Origin of the sequence: Bacteroides sp. AN502(2024) (genome assembly GCF_041227145.1) — a bacterium.
Taxonomy (GTDB): domain Bacteria; phylum Bacteroidota; class Bacteroidia; order Bacteroidales; family Bacteroidaceae; genus Bacteroides.
Map to the genome: position 1 here is coordinate 3,704,914 of NZ_JBGFSP010000003.1, position 18,897 is coordinate 3,723,810.

Annotated in this window: 12 protein-coding genes and 2 pseudogenes; 3 read left to right on the plus strand and 11 right to left on the minus strand. The window is 42.8% G+C overall.

What is annotated here, in order from left to right; translation table 11 throughout:
- Positions 1–16: 16 nt before the first annotated feature.
- From araA to AB9N12_RS14595, 5 genes are read right to left on the minus strand one after another with little or no spacing between them, the layout of a single operon-like run.
- Positions 17–1,543 carry an L-arabinose isomerase gene (araA, locus tag AB9N12_RS14575; protein ID WP_369892730.1) on the minus strand — a complete coding sequence of 509 codons (1,527 nt, stop codon included), beginning with the start codon at positions 1,541–1,543 and terminating at the stop codon, positions 17–19.
- A 38-nt stretch (positions 1,544–1,581) separates the two neighbouring features.
- Positions 1,582–2,268 carry an L-ribulose-5-phosphate 4-epimerase gene (locus AB9N12_RS14580; protein WP_369892731.1) on the minus strand — a complete coding sequence of 229 codons (687 nt, stop codon included), beginning with the start codon at positions 2,266–2,268 and terminating at the stop codon, positions 1,582–1,584.
- Between the two features lie 5 nt (positions 2,269–2,273).
- Positions 2,274–2,951, minus strand: coding sequence for an NUDIX domain-containing protein (locus AB9N12_RS14585; RefSeq protein ID WP_369892899.1), 678 nt, complete (start codon positions 2,949–2,951; stop codon positions 2,274–2,276).
- A 24-nt stretch (positions 2,952–2,975) separates the two neighbouring features.
- Positions 2,976–4,670: a sodium:solute symporter gene (locus AB9N12_RS14590; protein ID WP_369892732.1), complete on the minus strand. Its 1,695-nt coding sequence runs from the start codon at positions 4,668–4,670 to the stop codon at positions 2,976–2,978.
- A gap of 25 nt (positions 4,671–4,695) precedes the next feature.
- A complete protein-coding gene (locus AB9N12_RS14595) occupies positions 4,696–5,835 on the minus strand; it encodes an aldose epimerase family protein (RefSeq protein WP_369892733.1) in 1,140 nt (379 codons plus the stop codon).
- A gap of 375 nt (positions 5,836–6,210) precedes the next feature.
- On the opposite strand from AB9N12_RS14595, the gene AB9N12_RS14600 reads away from it, so the two are divergent.
- Positions 6,211–8,196 carry an alpha-L-arabinofuranosidase C-terminal domain-containing protein gene (locus AB9N12_RS14600; RefSeq protein ID WP_369892734.1) on the plus strand — a complete coding sequence of 662 codons (1,986 nt, stop codon included), beginning with the start codon at positions 6,211–6,213 and terminating at the stop codon, positions 8,194–8,196.
- Between the two features lie 126 nt (positions 8,197–8,322).
- Here AB9N12_RS14600 and AB9N12_RS14605 read toward each other — a convergent pair.
- The 6 genes and pseudogenes from AB9N12_RS14605 to AB9N12_RS14630 form a co-directional block, all read right to left on the minus strand.
- Positions 8,323–8,703: pseudogene (locus AB9N12_RS14605) on the minus strand (transposase); the annotation flags it as partial.
- 983 nt (positions 8,704–9,686) lie between these two features.
- A complete protein-coding gene (locus AB9N12_RS14610; protein ID WP_369889013.1) occupies positions 9,687–10,529 on the minus strand; it encodes an IS3 family transposase in 843 nt (280 codons plus the stop codon).
- Positions 10,530–10,564: 35 nt separating this feature from the next.
- Positions 10,565–10,942, minus strand: a complete 378-nt coding sequence (locus tag AB9N12_RS14615; RefSeq protein ID WP_369889012.1) for a hypothetical protein — start codon at positions 10,940–10,942, stop codon at positions 10,565–10,567.
- A gap of 764 nt (positions 10,943–11,706) precedes the next feature.
- A complete protein-coding gene (locus AB9N12_RS14620; protein ID WP_369892735.1) occupies positions 11,707–12,747 on the minus strand; it encodes a glycoside hydrolase family protein in 1,041 nt (346 codons plus the stop codon).
- 201 nt (positions 12,748–12,948) lie between these two features.
- Positions 12,949–14,152 (minus strand): annotated as a pseudogene (locus AB9N12_RS14625) (response regulator); the annotation flags it as partial.
- A 793-nt stretch (positions 14,153–14,945) separates the two neighbouring features.
- Positions 14,946–16,181: a fucose isomerase gene (locus tag AB9N12_RS14630; protein ID WP_369892736.1), complete on the minus strand. Its 1,236-nt coding sequence runs from the start codon at positions 16,179–16,181 to the stop codon at positions 14,946–14,948.
- Between the two features lie 180 nt (positions 16,182–16,361).
- Here AB9N12_RS14630 and AB9N12_RS14635 point away from each other — a divergent pair, with 180 nt between their 5' ends.
- The gene (locus AB9N12_RS14635) at positions 16,362–17,561 is read left to right on the plus strand and encodes a pyridoxal phosphate-dependent aminotransferase (protein ID WP_369892737.1); all 1,200 of its coding nucleotides are present in this window, start codon (positions 16,362–16,364) and stop codon (positions 17,559–17,561) included.
- 88 nt (positions 17,562–17,649) lie between these two features.
- The gene (locus AB9N12_RS14640; protein ID WP_369892738.1) at positions 17,650–18,894 is read left to right on the plus strand and encodes an ABC transporter permease; all 1,245 of its coding nucleotides are present in this window, start codon (positions 17,650–17,652) and stop codon (positions 18,892–18,894) included.
- Positions 18,895–18,897 lie beyond the last annotated feature (3 nt).

Consider the following 18,897-nt stretch of genomic DNA (forward strand, 5'->3'; position numbering starts at 1 on the left):
AATCCATATTTTAGGTTTAGCAAAGTGCTTTATTCAACAGGTAATAAACTTCGTTCATGCGGAGTTCTTTCTTGAAGCAGCTGATCGTAGTATCCTTGTTGATATGCACCATTTCGATACCTGCGATTTCAGCATAATCTTCCCAATATTCTGCTGTCAGGTCGTAAGAGAAGCAAGAGTGGTGAGTACCACCGGCGAGGATCCATGCACCCGCACCCACTTCAAGGTTTGGCATCGGAATCCAGAGAGCAGAAGCAACCGGTAACTTAGGCAGCGGTTTCGGTTCGATACATTCTACGTCATTCACGATCAGACGGAAACGGTTACCCATATCTACAACAGTAGCGGTGCAGCCCGTACCTACTTTGGAAGTGAAGACCAAACGTGCAGTCTGACTCTTGCGGATACCTATACCAAGGAAGTGCACTTCCAGACGAGGTTTGTTGGCCGCGATAAGCGGGCAAACTTCCAACATGTGTGACTGAAGAATGGAGCTGTTTGCACCATCGAAGTTCAGCGTATAATCTTCCAGGAATGAACAGCCTTTAGGAAGTCCCTGATTCATAACCCATACGGTGCGGTAAAGAGCAGCCGATTTCCAGTCGCCTTCAGCACCGAATCCGTAACCTTCCGCCATTAGACGTTGTGAAGCGAGCCCCGGGATCTGATCGAAACCATTGTATTCGATGTCGCCCAAATCATCGAAGTTGGTAGTGAATCCTTTCGCACCTTTAGCTTTCAGGATAGCACGAAGGGCCAATTCTGCTTTAGCAGCATTCCATACTTTCCGATAAGCTTCAGTTGATTTATCTTCCAGAGAAGCATCGTGATCGTATTCCTTGAAGTAAGTAGCTACCAATGCATCTACATCTTCATTCTTGATGTCCTTGTGATATTCCATCAATTCGCTTACCGGACAGTAATCTACGTGGTAACCCATGCGTTGTTCAGCTTCCACTTTATCGCCATCGGTTACAGCAACATTATTCATCTGGTCACCGAAACGGATAATCAGCATATCCTGTGAATCTGCCCAACCGGCACAAACACGCATCCAAACAGCAATCTTATGCAAAGTCTCTTCTTCTTTCCAGTAACCTACCACCACTTTACGCCGGATACGCATACGGGTACAGATATGTCCGAATTCGCGGTCACCGTGAGCTGACTGGTTCAGGTTCATGAAGTCCATGTCCATTGTATCCCAAGGAATTTCCTTGTTGAATTGAGTATGCAGGTGCAACAGAGGCTTCTTCAACTGTTGCAAACCGTGAATCCACATTTTAGCAGGTGAGAACGTATGCATCCAAGTGATAACACCTGCACACTTTTCGTCATTGTTGGCTGCTTTGAAAACAGCTTCCACTTCTTTAGAAGAATTGACTGTTCCTTTGTATATCACCTTTACAGGGAGTTTACCGGATTCGTTCAATCCGTTAACCATTTCGTTGGAGTGTGCGTCTACTGCGATCACTGCGTCGCCTCCGTACAAAAGCTGTGCTCCTGTTACGAACCATACTTCATATTGATCAAATGCGTTCATAATGTTATTGCTTTAATTGTTATTATTCTAATCTTTAATTATTTCTGTCCGTAATAAGCATTCGGACCATGCTTGCGGCTGAAATGTTTCTCTATCAGCAGCGGATTCATTGTTAATTTGGGATTTACCGCATAAGCGATACTTGCCATTTTAGCGACCTGTTCCATAACCACAGCATTGTGTACGGCATCGTGCGCGTCTTTTCCCCAAGAGAAAGGACCGTGATTTTTCACCAACACTCCCGGGGTGTGTATAGGATTCAAGCCTTCAAAACGTTTCACTATCACGTTACCGGTTTCCAGCTCGTAAGCACCTTCCACTTCCGCTTTCGTCATATCCGCTGTGCAGGGAATGGCATCATGGAAGTAATCAGCATGAGTGGTTCCGATATTCGGAATGTCACATCCGGCTTGTGCCCAGGCAGTAGCATAGGTGGAGTGTGTATGTACCACTCCTCCGATTTCCGGAAATGCTTTGTAAAGTACTACGTGGGTAGGGGTGTCTGAAGACGGTTTCAGTCGGCCTTCAACGACCTTGCCATTCAGATCCACTACTACCATATCTTCGGCTTTCATGTCATCATAACTTACACCGCTGGGCTTGATTACCACCAGTCTGCTTTCACGGTCGATAGCAGAAACATTGCCCCAGGTAAAGATGACTAATCCATGCTTTACCAATTCGAGATTGGCATGAAATACTTTTTCTTTTAGATCTTCCAGCATAACGATTAGATTTTAAATTTCGGGTCTTTTCGATAGACCTTGCTGTTGAACTTATACAAGGCAGCACCGCGTTTGGAACCCAGTTTGTCAATTTTATCAGTCTTTTCGATGTAATCCATTTCGGCAACACGTTTGCGGAAGTTCCGTTTATCTATCGTTTCACCGTAAATGGCTTCATATAAACTTTGTAGTTGGGATAGCGTAAAAAGTTTCGGAAGCAGATTGAATCCGATAGGTTCCACGGATGCCTTCTGTTTCATCAGTTCCCGTGCTTTTTTTACCATTTCAGGATGGTCGAAGATAAGCGGGGGAAGTTCGTTCATATTTACCCAGTAGGCGTTGTGTTTCTGAACCAGTCTCCGGTCATACTCATTGATGTTAATCAATGCATAGTAAGCCACGGAAATAACTCGTTCACCCGGATCACGGTCAACAGCACCAAAAGCTCCTACCTGTTCCATATAAACGTTTTCCAGTCCGGTAAGCTCATACAAGACACGTTTGGCGGCATCATCCACACTTTCGCCTTTCTGCACAAATCCTCCCATCAGTGACCATTCCCCCATTGCCGGTTCAAAGTTTCTTTTCAATAAGAGCAAGCTGATTTCCCCCTCGTTAAAACCGAAGATGATACAGTCTATACCGATATAGAAGGTAGGATTCGAGTTGTAATAGTTGTTCATCATTAATCGGAATAAGTTTATTAATTACCAGAAATACCAGTAGAAAGCTCCTGTAATAGCCAGGATAATTGCTGTGTGAATGATATCCCAGTGATTCCAGCTGGCACGGGTAGCCGCCTTTTGTTCTTTAGTAGCTGTACCGAACACCAGTCCCTGAATCTTTTCTGCTGCCGGGGCCTTTGTTGTCAGGCTGACTACGATTACTACAATGATACAGAATAGGAACATCCATCCGCAGAAGAACAGCCAGTTCATATCAAAGAACAAATATTTGAAGGTAGAGTCTGCCACTTCACCAGCGTTGCTATAGTATACTTTAGCACCCAGGCGCGTCAGGCCGATGACCATACCGGAAATCAATCCCCACATCCCACCTTGAGCTGAAGTACGTTTCCAGCAGACACCCAGCAAGAACGCAGCGGCAATACCTGGAGCCAAAACAGACTGGACATCCTGCAAATAGGTGTAGAGCACATCACCTACACTACGCATGATAGGAATCCAGAGAATACCTAAAATGACGATTACAACTGTTGCAACTTGGCCGATACCGACCAGTCTCTTTTCTGGAGTCTCCGGTCTGAAACGTTTGTAAAAGTCGATAGTGAACAACATGGCCGATGAGTTGAACAAAGATGCAAGAGAACTCATTAAAGCGGCAAGAATGCCACATACTACCAGACCTTTCACACCGGCAGGAAGTAATTTGGCAACCAATGTAGGGAAAGCTGCGTCGGCATTTGCTGTTCCGTTAGCCAGTAGCGGAAGGAAGCCTTCGCCACCGGCACCGATATATTTCTGATGTAATGCAAATGCAATCATGCCCGGAATCAGGAAAAGGAATACAGGTAACAGTTTCAGGTAAGCACCGAAGATAGTACCACGACGGGCTTCTTGCTCATTTTTTCCTGAAAGTACACGCTGTACAATAAACTGGTCAGTACACCAGTACCAGAATCCAATGATAGCTGAACCGATCAAAGCGCCCAACCATGGGAAGTTTGCGTCATCATTGCTACGAATCAGGTTAGTCATGGTGTCACCATAATCATTTACAGTCACAGCACCGCAGACTCTCATCATTTCATTCCATCCGCCCAGTTCTTTGAAACCAAGCACAAGGATAATTAATGACCCTAATAATAGAATCGGAGTTTGAAGAACAGAAGTATAAAGAACAGATTTCATACCTCCGAAGATGGTATAAAGTGCGGTCAACACTACCAGACCGATAGCTGCGATCCAAAAGAAATCGATTCCCCACAGTTCTTTGATACCGAATACCTGTTGAAATACCAAGCCGCCGGCATATACGGTTACGGCTACTTTAGTCAGTACATAACTTACCAATGAAATAACTGATAAGATTGTACGTGATTGAGGATTATAACGACGTTCGAGAAATTCCGGCATTGTATATACCATGCTGCGTGAATAGAAAGGTACGAATACCCATCCCAAAATCAAAATCATCCATCCCTGAATTTCCCAGTGAGCCATGGCCATACCACTGGACGCACCGGCTCCTGCCAGTCCGATCAAGTGTTCCGACCCAATGTTCGATGCGAAAATAGAGGCACCGATCGCAAGCCATGTTGCGTCGCGTCCGCCTAAAAAATAATCTGCCGAGTCATTTTGTTTTTGTCTGACTACCCAAATAATAATACCAATCAGAGCCAGGAAAAAGACTCCGATTACCAGCCAATCCAATGCTTCCACGATAAATATGATTTATGAGTTAATATTATCTCTCTACAGAGAATTTGAAAATACATTCACTGTTGTAAGTCTGTCCCGGTTCCAGAACGACAGACGGCCAGTCTGCCTTGTTGGGGCTGTCAGGATAGTGCTGTGTTTCCAGGCATACGGAAGCACGCTGGTTGTAAACGATACCTTTCTTACCGGTTACGGTTCCATCGAGAAAGTTACCTGTATAAACTTGTATACCCGGTTCGTTGGTATATACTTCCAAAGTAATGCCACTTTCGGGTGAAGTAAGTCTGGCGGCTACTTGAGAAAGATCTCCCGGAGTGTTCAATACCCAGTTATGATCGTATCCGTTTCCATTCTTTAATTGAACGAAATCATAATTATTGATATCTTTACCTACGGCTTTCGGAGTAGTAAAATCCATCGGGGTGTCCTTAACCGGAGCAATTTCGCCTGTAGTCATAAAGGTGCTGTCTACCGGAGTATAGTAGTCTGCATTCACATACATGATATGGTCGGTTGAAATCTTAGACGGATCACCCGAAAGATTGAAATAAGAGTGGTTGGTCATGTTGATGATCGTCTTTTTATCAGTAGTTGCGCTGTATTTGATGTCGATAGCGTTGTCATCAGTCAGTTTGTAGGTCACTTTAGCTGTTACATTACCCGGGAAATTAGCATCTCCATCCGGTGAAATACGAGTTAGCTCCAGTGTTGTCAGATCGATAAGATTGGCTTTATAAACCTGATATTGCCAGCCTTTCGGACCTCCGTGCAAGCAGTGCCCGTAGTTGTTTTGTGGCAACTGGATCGTATCGCCATCCAATACAAAACGTCCCTGATTGATACGGTTTGCATAGCGTCCGATAGAAGCACCGAAGTCACTGGGAATATTGATATAATCGGCAATGCTGTCAAAACCTAAAACAACATCTCGCATCTGACCGTTTTTGTCGGGTACCATGACAGACACGATACGTCCTCCGAAGTTAGTGATACATACTTCCATGCCTGCCTTATTCTTTAATGTGTAAAGAGCTGTTTGGGCATTATTCACTTCTGTTTGAAATTTTACCGGGTCAAGACCAGACAAAGTCAGCTCGGAAGCCGGCTTGTTTTTGCACGAAGCCAGCATCAGCACGGAAATTCCTGCAAGTAGAAAATGTTTTTTCATGGTTTTATTTTTAATGTAAATGAGATGTTTACCTTATTTTGGGTGTAAAAGTAACACTTTTGTTTGGTGTATCAAATACACTCTTATATGTTATGCAGCATAAAAGGTATGTTTTATAATTTTTCCACACCTTGATTATATATAAATGTACGCTTTCCGGTGTTTCATATTCGTATTATATGATTGTAATGAATAGGTGTTTTTTTATCTGATTTCGTATTATAAATACAGATACCGGATGGAAATTTTTACAAATGAATGGATTTTGGTCTTTTTTGACCGATAAACATCTGTTTATGATAAAATCGGGTACGCGGAAAAATGGGAATCTGATTATCTTTGCAATTTAATTATATATAATTTTTATTGAAAACCATGAGAAGATACACAGAATTACTGGCTACATTAGCCTTATCTGCTGGCATGGCACTTCATGCACAAACCAATGAAATAGTGATTCAGACTAAGAAGTTGGGGGCTGAAATCCAACCTACTATGTACGGACTCTTTTTTGAAGACATCAATTATGCTGCCGATGGCGGATTATACGCGGAACTGGTAAAGAACCGCTCGTTCGAGTTCCCCCAGCATCTGATGGGATGGAATACCTATGGCAAAGTGACTTTGCAGGATGACGGCCCTTTTGAGCGCAATCCGCATTATGTGCGTCTTGATAATCCGGGGCATGCTCACAAGCATACCGGACTGGATAACGAAGGCTTTTTCGGTATTGGCGTCAAGAAAGGAGAGGAGTATCGCTTTTCTGTTTGGGCGCGTTTGCCGCTAGGAAGTACGAAAGAAACATTGAGAATCGAACTTGTCGATACTAAATCAATGGGGGAACGTCAGGCTTTTGCTGCGGAGAATCTGACGATTGACTCCAACGAATGGAAAAAGTATCAAGTCATCCTGAAGCCCGGTATTACCCATCCAAAATCCGTACTCCGCATTTTCCTTACTTCTAAAGGAACGGTTGATTTGGAGCACGTTTCTCTTTTCCCGGTTGATACCTGGAAAGGGCATGAAAATGGTCTTCGCAAAGATTTAGCACAAGCATTGGCGGATATTCATCCCGGAGTCTTCCGCTTCCCCGGTGGTTGTATCGTAGAAGGTACGGATCTCGAAACCCGTTATGACTGGAAGAAATCCGTGGGGCCGGTAGAAAACCGTCCATTGAACGAAAACCGCTGGCAATATACCTTTACCCATCGTTTCTTCCCGGATTATTATCAGAGCTATGGATTAGGATTCTACGAATACTTCCTATTGTCCGAAGAAATGGGTGCAGCGCCTCTTCCGATCCTGAATTGCGGTCTTTCCTGTCAATATCAGAATAATGGTTCGAAAGCTCACGTTGCGGTTTGTGATCTGGATAGCTATATTCAGGATGCACTCGATCTGATCGAATTTGCCAATGGTGACGTTAATACTACATGGGGGAAGGTACGTGCCGATATGGGACATCCCACTCCATTTAATCTGCAGTTTATCGGTATCGGTAACGAACAATGGGGAAAAGAATATCCCGAACGTCTTGAACCGTTTATCAAAGCCATTCGTAAGGCGCATCCGGAAATCAAAATCGTAGGTAGCTCCGGTCCGAACTCCGAAGGAAAAGAATTCGATTACTTGTGGCCTGAAATGAAGCGTTTGAAAGTAGATCTGGTAGACGAACACTTCTATCGTCCCGAAAGCTGGTTCCTCAGTCAGGGAGCACGCTATGATAATTACGACCGCAAAGGACCGAAAGTATTTGCCGGCGAATATGCTTGCCACGGAAAAGGAAAGAAATGGAACCACTTCCATGCTGCCTTGCTCGAAGCTGCATTCATGACAGGTTTGGAACGCAATGCTGATGTCGTACACATGGCTACTTATGCCCCGCTTTTCGCTCACGTAGAAGGATGGCAATGGCGTCCTGACATGATCTGGTTTGACAACAACCGCTCGGTTAAGACCGTAAGCTACTATGTACAGCAGCTTTTTAGCGAGAACAAGGGATCGCATGTACTTCCACTTACAATGGACAATAAACCCCTTATGGGAGGAGAGGGGCAGAACGGTCTTTTTGCGAGTGCTGTCTATGATGAGAATCCGGATGAGATTGTGGTAAAGGTGGCCAATACTTCTGACACGGCCCAATCACTTGATTTCACCTTCAAAGGGCTGGGCAAGAAACAACGTATCACAGGTATTACAGTCACGACACTTTCCTCTTCAGATCTTGATGCCGATAATACTCTTGACGACCCTGAGAAAATAATGCCCTTAGTTGACAGGACTGATATTAATACCACCGAAGGTTGGTCGACAGAAATTGCCCCGAGTACCTTCTGTGTATTCCGATTCTCAAAAAAATAATCCAATTTGCCTACTGGTATGGATAATTTGGAAACACTTGCAAGACTTTTCGCTCAAAGAAGGTGTGTCGTAATGAACGATACGCCTTCTTTTTTTCATCACCTATAAAGAATCAGTAAACCTTCTTCAAGCTGCGCTCTTTTGAAGATTTGTTTGATAAATGTGTTCCCCCCATCTGAAAAGAGCGGGTACAAGTTTATAAAACAGTTTAATCATCCAGTCTATACCTTCTTTTCTCATTTTTGCACACATCTTTTTTATATTGAAGGCAATGGCCAAGAATGCGAAGTCCATAAAGACCTTCTCCTTTCCAAAATGGCGGAAACGTTTGTAGTTCATATTATATTTTATTTGCCCGAACACAGCTTCCGGTTCTATACATCTTTGCCCTCTGTGTTTCAGTCCTTCTTCGGAACATAGTAATTCTTTGGCTTTCTGCCTGTATTTCCTGAGTCTGTGATTCAGTTCTATTGTCCTGTTTCCCTTTGCCTTAAAACATGAAGGTGCGCATTTTGACACACCTTCTTTTTGTTGCTTGTGAGGAAATAAAATATAACCTTCACTTTTTGCGGGGTAGTAGAAATTTAGTGGGGATACCTATAAAGTCTGGTAATACAGCAAATGAAGAAATTCTTGTCGATTACGTCTCTTAGGTTGGATCGGAAAAGTTTACTCCGAGCGTTGAACGATTCAGTTATGGCGTTTGAAGCCCTACTGTTATAAAAGTTCAGGGTGTCCTCATCGTATTCACACAGCTCTTCTTTGATGCCAATGTTTTTTACTTGACTAAAGCATCGCTTTAGCCGGTCTAAAGCAATGCTTTTCATTCCTTAAAGCTACGCTTTAGAGAGTTAATCAGAGATACATTCATTCCGAAAGTTTGATGCACGAACGAATGTTATTACCGATCCTCTCCCTATTGATTTCGTCAATTCCTCTTTCATCCTATCACCGTCTTCCTGAAACTCCCTATTTATCGTATTTACAGAGCGGTGATAGGTTGTTATTAACCTATCACCTCATCTGTCACCTATCACCGCCTGTTTTTTGACAGCCCGATTTGTTTCAAGATGTTTCAATTGCTTGAAAACACTTTGTTTCAATAGGGTGAACACTTTGTTTCAATAGGGTGGAACACTCTGTTTCAACACGGTGAACACTTTGTTCCAAGGCGCGAAACACTTTGTTCCATGCCGCAAAACACTTTCAAAGGTGACTTATACTAGAAATGGTTGTCACTTTTAGAGGCTAGTTACTAAATAAGTTGTCACATTCTGTTATTCATAACTAAAACAGTTGTTAGTTTCTTCCCTTTGCTCCTAAGATAGTTGTCATACGTAAAAACAATGGACAAATCTGAGTGTGCTCGGGCTCTCGGTAAAAGTCAATAGGGTTCGACACCCTATTGGCTTTTGTGAGACAATGGCTTAAACCGTCATGTCCCGGGTTCTCGGTATCGCAAATATAGTATTTATTTATCATATGGAACCTTATTTTTTCCACAATGATTTTCCCGGCACCTCTCCATGATATACGTCCATGGGTTTTTTCATACCTATGCTCATATGCGGTCGTCCATTATTATAGAAGTCAATCATTCGCGTAATCTGCTCCCGTGCCATCTCTTTATCCCTGAACAGCGACATGCCGTATATCCATTCCGTTTTCAGGATGCCATTCATCCTTTCTGCTACCGCATTGTCCGTCGGGTTGTAATCTTCAGTCATGCTCACACGTATATGATGAGTGACCAGTGTGTCGATATAGGCATCGCAGGCATACTGTACCCCCCGGTCGGAATGGTGGATTGTGCCGCAAAGATTGCCACCTCCAGCCTCATTGATGGCCTGTTCCAGTGCCTGTAGCGTATATTCGGCATGCAAACTGGGAGAGAGCACCCATCCTAAAACGGCATGTGAGTACATGTCCGTTACAAGATGGAGGTAGCATACGCCACCTTCAATCCAGATGTAAGTGATGTCACATACCCAGATATGGTTCGGGTATTGTGCCGTTACCCCCTTGATCAGATTCGGATACTTCTTGTAAAGATGGTGGGAGTCCGTCGTATGCCTGGGTTTCTTCGGGGGCAGCATAAGGCGTTCCGAACGCAGCAGATGAAGGAAGGCATCCCGCCCTCCGGTTATCTCGCTTCCATAAAGGGAGCGGAGCTCATGGTATAATTTCAAACCACCGATGCCCGGAGCCTTTGAGCGGTAGAAGAAGACGGCATCCAAGATGGCTGTTCTGATCTGATGACGCGACAAAAGATTTTTTTTCTTTTTGTAATAGGCCTGGGAAGACATGCCAAACAGTCCGCAAAGGGTTTTCACACTGATGTGAGGAAACTCTTCACGAAGGCCGGTGACTATTTGGCACCATCTTTTTTTAAGATGGAAATCCCTTCTTCTCTTTCTGTGAGTTCAATCAGTCTTTCAAAGGCATGGGAACGAAGTTTTTCAAGTTCCAAAGCCTTTCTCAGACGCAAATTTTCCGCTTCAAGAAGTTCTTCTTTAGATTTTGATTTTGGATTCTTTTTCATTTGAAGATCTGACAGAAGTTCGGGGGACAAAGATAAGGAATCCGAATCAATTGCATAACACTTTTGCCAACGCAGAATATAAGTATGGTTGGGTAAACCCCATTTCTTGGCAGTAGCAAACATTGACAAACCGCTACTGAAGTAATCACGGAGAACTTCCAATTTGAAAGTCTCAGAATAAATCTTACGAGATAATTTAGACATAATTTTTCTTTTTTTATGTCTCTAAAAAGGTGTCAACCTAAATCCGTATAAGACAAAACAAATCGGCTTTCAAAAAAATAGGCGGTGATAGGTGATAGATGAGGTGATAGGTTAGTAGCAACCTATCACCGCTCTGTAAATACGATGAATAGGGAGTTTCAGGAAGACGGTGATAGGATGAAAGAGGATTTTCGTTTTTATGTATGAGAGAGCCGTGTATCTCACTGCCAAAAACTTGATCGGACTCAGCCTCTGTTCTCGTTATAAAATAAGGGCGTTTTTCCGGTCACATCCACCCTCTGCTGGGCAAATAAAGTAACCGGAAACTCCACAACAGAAGGTAGTGCTCTTCTACAGTGTACTTTTTTACCTATTCGCTAAGTGCTATACGCGCTTTTTTTTACTTTCTCCCAACTCACACTCTCCGCTCCTGAATGTCGAGGATGCGTTGCGCCTTGATTATGCTGTTTGCTCATTTCTTGTTCAAACAAGGGGAATGCAGGTCCTAGTATACGCGGTATGCCGATTGGGTTGCATCACCAATTTTAGCAAATCAACCATTAAATGCTTGATTCCTTTGGGTGAGATAGGATATAGTTGCTTGAGAAGTTCCTCCTTACCTGTATCTTTGCTAAGAGTAGCGCTATTGAATCGTTGAAAGACTTTTGTGTATGAGCTTGTACAGCACGTGATAAGAAGTAGTAATAGCTGTTTTTCATTCAGAGTTTATTTACGATATGAGTACTAAAAAGCCTTTTTATCCGTTACTTCAAAGGAATTACCATATTCCATGATTTTGTAGCGTTATCAAATCCGCCGGGACCATCCATTGTTGCAAAGAAGGCATGTGTGGCTTTTCCATTCTCAAAGAGAAGGAACGGGCGTTCCAGTTGTCCTTGCATTTCAACTTTTCCATCCTCCCATTCTACGGTGCGTGAATAGGCTTTCGGGTCTTTATCTACAGTCCAATGGATGCCGTCGGTTGAGTGAGCCATGACTCCGCCACCTCTTTCGCCAGTATATTTGGCTACGTGATCTTTGAAAATGGCATGATACCCTTTAGAGTCTTTCCATAAAAACGGATCTTCGGCTTCTCCCTGACCGTCTACTTGGAAGATGGGCTGATCATTGTTCAATACCGTATAAGGTCCTTCAATGTTGGGAGCATAAGCGATTCCTAATGCCATGTCCGAGTATTTGCCGTTTTCAGTATGAGCCCTTCCTTTGAAAATCATCATTACAGAACCGTCTTCTTGAATAACAGGCGAAGGGTTGGATACTAAATAACTATAGAAAGTATTGGCTTTTGTCTTTAATATCGGTTCATCGAAACGTTTCCAAGGACCGTAAGGAGAATCTGCAACAGCCAGTCCGATGCGTTTATTGACACGTCCGACGATGCACCATGGGCTGCTTAATGTCAGTTTATTATAAGTCGGTTCACCGAATGGGTGGGTGGAACCCATATATATAAGGTAATATTTGTTCTTGTACTTCAGGATACGCGGATTATGAGTGGAGCGTCCGTCCCAATATTGCGCACCACGTGCCGGCAGGGCAATGTCGCAGAATTGGTAAGGGCCTTCAGGTGTGCCGGATACGGCATGTACGATTTCTGAGGCAATCATCCATCCCGGATGGAAAGGTAGTGACTTCGGGAAACGGGAAACAAACATGTGATATTTTCCGTCTTCTCCTTTGATAACAGAGCTTCCCCAACTCCAATATCCTTCACATTCAAAAGCCGGAGTGCGGGGAGCTTTGTCCAATCGATGAAACAACTCATTATGCGATTGTTGTTTCATGACCAGTAAGTTTTCTAGTTTTTGAGCATGAGTATGTATCGCATATAGCACAAAGATTAAGGATAAAAGAGTCGGATGATAAGTTTTCACAGCCATTACTTTAATTTTTAACTAGTTTTCGGAAGCAAAGAAAGTATTTTTTCTTCTAAAGAAAGTGCTATTTAAGTCCTAAATAAGTGCTTCTTTAATCCAAAAACTGTTTTAAACCATCTTTTCGTCACTTTTTCCTTTTCGATATGCTTGCGGCACTACTTGATATTTTTCTTTGAAACTTTTGCTGAACTGCCGTGGAGACGAAAAGTCTAGTTTGTCGGATATTTCCGATATATTCAGTTCCGGATGTTCTTTCAATAAGATTGCCGCCCGTTTTAAACGGATAGTCACAATGAAGTCATACGGAGTTTTGCCGGTGATGTCTTTCAGTTTGGTGAATAGCTTGCTTCGTACGATTCCTATTTCACGGGCAAGCATATCTACATTGAATTCTATGTTGTCTATATGCTGGTCTATAATTTTCATGGCTTTGTCTATAAACTCCTTGTCCATTGGATTGGTAGCTATAATTTGTGGAGTTTCTTGCGGATGCTTGCTGAATTTTTCTTGTAACATGATCCGGTTGTTTATCAGATTGTTGCAACGGGATAACAGAATGTTGACATTGAATGGTTTGGTTATGTAGTCATCGGCACCCAGGCGCAACCCTTCCATACTATGCTCGATAGACGTTCTTGCCGTGAGGAGTACCACCGGAATGTGGCAGGTTTCTAAATTCTCCTTGACTAGCTTGCATAAGTCAGTTCCCGACATTTTAGGCATTACAACATCGCTTAGTATAAGATGAGGATGCTCCGATTGTACTTTCTCCCATCCATCTTCTCCATCGCAAGCGGTGAACACTTGATAGAATGGGGCGAATATGTCGGCGAGCATTTCCATCTGACCGATGATAAGTGTCAATGGAGTACGGGACTCATGGGAGATATTCGTAAAGAAACGGAGTTTCGTCTGGTTAAGCTGTTCAATATCTTCCGCATGCTTTTGTTCGTATCTCAGAGACCCTTGAAGTTTGATACGATTCTTATAAGTGCGGACGATGAAATAGAGGATGATACTGATGCAGAGCGTATAAAGTAGGTAAGACCAAGCGGTGCGGTAGAACGGCGGTAATATTTTAATGTCGAGATGACTTGTTTGTGAATTTGCGGCTGGGGTAGTCCAGAATAGAGAACCCGATATCTGTAGTGAATAAGATCTTATTCGGAGAAAGCTCGCATACATCATATACACAGTTACTTCCCAAGCCATTCTTTTGCTCATCGAAGTTTTCGAAGTCGTTCGTTTCATGCTTATATAAATCGACACCGCTTTCGGAAGTACAGAACCATAGTCTTTTCTGGCTGTCTTCATAGATACGTCCGATATGATTGCTGATGATACGATGTTCTAACGCATGGTTATGTTTATAGTTTTCTGTTTTCTTGGTATCGCTCCGATAGGCATAGACACCTTCTCCGTTTCCGCAGATCCAAAGTGTTCCCTGATAATCTACATGAACTGATACGGTACCTCTAATAGGACTATCTTGACTATCTTGAAATAAAAGGAGTGCCTTTTCAGTTTGGGGATTAAACAGGCAGACTCCTTTGTGAGTGGCAAGAAGAAGATTGTCTTTGTAAGGAACAATTTCTCGGATAATATTTGAGGGGAGAGTACCCTTGTCGCTATTTGTATGATACCGGATGAATTTGTTACTGCGAAGATCCAGCTTGTTCAATCCTCCCATGTGGGTGCCTACCCATACTTTCCCTGTAGAATCTTGAAGATATTGGTAATGTTCCCTTGTGGAAGGAGATGAACGGGTTCTTGCTTTTTATCGATCCGGAACAGTCCGTGTTCTTCCGTTCTATTAATCAATTCATCTAAATGAATTATGCGGTTGTACAAGTGTGATTTGATACTTGCCAGTTAGCTATGAAAATAATAGATGGAAGTCATTGCAATTCGTTGATTATTAATTTGATATAAGAGAAATACAGCTTTTCTTCAGGAAAAGACAAAAACATCCTATTGTTTTTAGTGAACTTATCTTAAAAATAGGATGTTTTTAGGTTTAACTATTTGATTATTATCTCTGTGATATTTTGTATTCCCCCCCCCCCCTATAGTACTTAAAAATAATACAAAAATATGGTAAGGGTTTATTCGGTTCGCTTACAGGAGTTTGTCAGAAAGAACTCGTTCAACGCATTTTCATAGTTTCCGTGAACCAGAATGTGATGATTGCCCAATGGATTCTTTAGGAAATACTCAGCGGGAGTATTCATACGGATGCGTACTTGCGTGCGGCACATATTGATATAATTCGTATTTTCGGATAATGTTCCGGTAGACAGGTAGTATTCATCCAGACATTCACCGCCGCACTTTATGATAGTCACGTCTCCTGTCGGAAGCAATCCCTGAATGGCAATACCTTTTTCCGTCTCGAAATGATTGCGGATAATATACCTTTCCGTTTGTTTGAGCCCGATGGTACAGTGGGCTAATATAAGTTCGTTGGTACGTGCATTAATCATGGAAGGGTTTGCCATGAATCCGTCTTTTCCGGTCAGAGACTTCACAGCCAGCAAAGTAAAGATTGATTGAAGATCTCCTTCGCAGCCTGCCATTATGCCATCGTCATTCAGCAAGGACAATGCCAGACAGCCGGTAGTGTCGATTTGCTCAATCAGTTTGAAGCAACCTAATGTCAATGCTTCCAGCTTCTCTTCTTCGCATACCTTCTTGATAGCCCGGTATAGCCGCATCGCTTTGATGATGTCTTCGGGAGTTCCCTCGCGGCAGGCAAGAGCTTGCGAAGCGACTGCGGCACAGGAAGCACCTACCTGTTCATCCGTTATTTGTTGAAAATGTTCATAAATCCGTTCCAATGGAATGTCTATGTATTCGATGCCCCAGCGGCGTTTTGCCAGCAGATAGTCAACATTACTGGCAACCAGCCAAGGTGAAGGAGAACCGATAACTCCGATACGTTTACCGAATAAAGAGCGTTGTGCCTGGAAATTATTATAAAGTGTGTGGATACGCAGGATGATGCCTGGTAGTTCACCGTGTAGAATCTCACTTTTCATTCCACGTCCCCGCAGCCAGGTAGAGATCTCCAATGCAGCTGCAAGGGAGTTCTGCATACCGTCCGCCAGTAAAATGGCAGGGCGGGGAAGGTCTTCGAAATGCTGTATGACCAGCCTTTCCACCCCACCGGTTGCGATGAAAATGATTTTGAAATCATCACTATTAAGTTTGTCCATATCTTGATAGTCGACTAGCTTTACAGTGTAATATTTTTCAATCTCGCTTAAAATAGCTTTGTGCGAGCCTCTTAGCGAGGACTGTTTGTGAAAGATTGACGCAAATGAGATAAGGTGTATGGTCATTATGATATTGTTTTAAGTTTTCCGTATTACAAATGTATAGCTTTCTTTTCAAAATCCCATAACGATTTTAATCTTACTAAGGTTTTTAAAGTTTTTATGTCTCTGTATTCAAATTATTGCGTACATTTGCAGCTCCAAATAGAAAAAGTAAATAGTAATTAGTAATTTGCAATTAAAATTATGCCAACCATATCCATTCGCGGAAACGAGATGCCTGCATCTCCTATTAGAAAACTGGCTCCTTTGGCAGATGCGGCCAAGCAACGCGGAGTCCATGTATTTCACCTGAACATCGGACAGCCTGATCTGCCCACTCCTCAGGCCGCGATTGACGCGATACGCAATATTGACCGTAAAGTTCTGGAATATAGCCCCAGTGCCGGTTATCGTAGCTATCGCGAGAAATTAGTGGGATATTATGCGAAGTTTAATATCAATCTGACTGCAGACGATATAATCATTACATCGGGAGGTTCGGAAGCCGTACTTTTTTCCTTCCTTTCCTGTCTGAATCCGGGAGATGAAATTATCGTTCCGGAACCTGCATATGCTAACTATATGGCATTTGCCATCTCTGCCGGAGCAAAGATTCGCACTATTGCTACGACCATTGAAGAGGGTTTTTCCCTTCCGAAAGTAGAAAAGTTTGAAGAACTGATTAATGAACGTACCAAAGCAATCCTGATTTGTAATCCGAATAATCCGACCGGTTATTTGTATACTCGTCGTGAAATGAATCAGATTCGTGACTTGGTGAAGAAGTATGATCTGTTTCTTTTCTCCGATGAGGTATATCGTGAGTTTATATATACGGGATCTCCTTATATCTCTGCCTGCCATCTGGAAGGAATTGAGAATAATGTCGTACTGATTGACTCCGTGTCCAAACGTTATTCAGAATGTGGTATCCGTATCGGTGCGTTGATTACCAAAAACAAAGAAATACGTGATGCTGTCATGAAGTTCTGCCAGGCACGCCTCAGTCCTCCATTGATTGGACAGCTTGCCGCAGAGGCCTCTTTAGATGCTCCGGAAGAATATTATCGTGAAACGTATGATGAATACGTTGAGCGTCGTAAATGCCTGATTGACGGTTTAAACCGTATTCCCGGTGTTTATTCACCCATTCCGATGGGAGCTTTCTATACAGTGGCTAAGCTTCCGGTGGACGACTCCGATAAGTTCTGTGCGTGGTGCCTTTCTGATTTTGAGTATGAAGGTCAGACTGTATTCATGGCTCCGGCTTCTGGTTTTTATACCACTCCGGGTTCCGGAATCAATCAGGTTCGTATTGCTTATGTATTGAAGAAAGAAGATTTAACCCGTGCACTTTTGGTCTTGCAGAAGGCTTTGGAGGAGTATCCGGGAAGAACAGAATAAATTTACGTATTAGGTATTAATCGTAGTTTTCAGGATGTTTGTTGCTGCTATACTTGATACCTAATACTTGAACCTAATACTTAAACAAATGTCTCTATCACTTTTTATAGCTCGACGTATCTATCGTGAAAGCGATGGCGGAAAGCAGGTGTCACGTCCTGCAGTCCTCATTGCGATGGCAGGTATTGCTATCGGTTTGGCTGTAATGATTATTGCGGTGGCGGTAGTTGTCGGGTTTAAAAGTGAAGTGAGAAATAAAGTTATAGGATTCGGATCGCATATTCAGATTACTAATCTGGATGCGGTCAGTTCTTACGAAACTCATCCGATTGTGGTAGGAGACAGTATGATGACTGCTCTTGCTGATTATCCGGGGATAAGCCATGTACAGCGTTTTTCTACCAAACCGGGAATGATTAAGACTGATGATGCTTTTCAGGGAATGGTATTAAAAGGCGTGGGGCCGGAATTTGACCCTCATTTTATAAAGGAATATTTGGTGGAAGGCGAGATTCCGGTTTTCAGTGATTCTGTTTCTTCCAATCAGGTGCTTATTTCCAAGGCGTTGTCCACTAAGATGAAGTTGAAACAGGGGGACAAGATATACACCTATTATATACAGGACGATATCCGTGCCCGACGTCTGACAATTGCCGGAATTTATCAAACGAACTTTTCTGAATACGACAATCTCTTTTTATTGACGGATCTTAATCTGGTGAATCGATTGAACGGTTGGCAACCGGAACAGGTGACCGGTGTAGAGTTACAGGTGAAAGATTACGATAAACTGGAGGATATAACATACGAAATCGCAACTGACATAGATAGCCAGATGGATAAACTGGGTGGTGTGTATTATGTGCGTAATATCGAACAGTTGAATCCGCAGATCTTTGCTTGGCTTGACTTATTGGATTTGAATGTATGGGTCATTCTATTTCTGATGATAGGGGTTGCCGGTTTTACTATGATTTCCGGTCTGTTGATAATCATCATCGAACGAACCAATATGATTGGTATTCTAAAAGCATTAGGAGCCAACAATTTCATGATTCGTAGAACCTTTCTTTGGTTTGCAGTCTTTTTGATTGGTAAAGGAATGCTTTGGGGTAATGCCATTGGTTTGGCATTTTGTGTTCTTCAATCCCGATTCGGACTCTTTAAACTCGATCCGGAGACATACTACGTAGATACTGTTCCGATTTCTTTTAATATTCTACTTTTTGTTTTGATTAATCTGGGCACTTTGTTTGCTTCTGTATTGATGTTGATCGGTCCTTCATATCTGATTACTAAGATCAATCCGGCAAGCTCTATGAGATACGAATAATCC

Bases quoted from the DNA above. Each gene is read 5' to 3' on its own strand.
- araA (WP_369892730.1), bottom strand. From the start codon at position 1,543: ATGAACGCATTTGATCAATATGAAGTATGGTTCGTAACAGGAGCACAG.
- AB9N12_RS14580 (WP_369892731.1), bottom strand. From the start codon at position 2,268: ATGCTGGAAGATCTAAAAGAAAAAGTATTTCATGCCAATCTCGAATTG.
- AB9N12_RS14585 (WP_369892899.1), bottom strand. From the start codon at position 2,951: ATGAACAACTATTACAACTCGAATCCTACCTTCTATATCGGTATAGAC.
- AB9N12_RS14595 (WP_369892733.1), bottom strand. From the start codon at position 5,835: ATGAAAAAACATTTTCTACTTGCAGGAATTTCCGTGCTGATGCTGGCT.
- AB9N12_RS14600 (WP_369892734.1), top strand. From the start codon at position 6,211: ATGAGAAGATACACAGAATTACTGGCTACATTAGCCTTATCTGCTGGC.
- AB9N12_RS14615 (WP_369889012.1), bottom strand. From the start codon at position 10,942: ATGTCTAAATTATCTCGTAAGATTTATTCTGAGACTTTCAAATTGGAA.
- AB9N12_RS14620 (WP_369892735.1), bottom strand. From the start codon at position 12,747: ATGAAACAACAATCGCATAATGAGTTGTTTCATCGATTGGACAAAGCT.
- AB9N12_RS14630 (WP_369892736.1), bottom strand. From the start codon at position 16,181: ATGACCATACACCTTATCTCATTTGCGTCAATCTTTCACAAACAGTCC.
- AB9N12_RS14635 (WP_369892737.1), top strand. From the start codon at position 16,362: ATGCCAACCATATCCATTCGCGGAAACGAGATGCCTGCATCTCCTATT.
- AB9N12_RS14640 (WP_369892738.1), top strand. From the start codon at position 17,650: ATGTCTCTATCACTTTTTATAGCTCGACGTATCTATCGTGAAAGCGAT.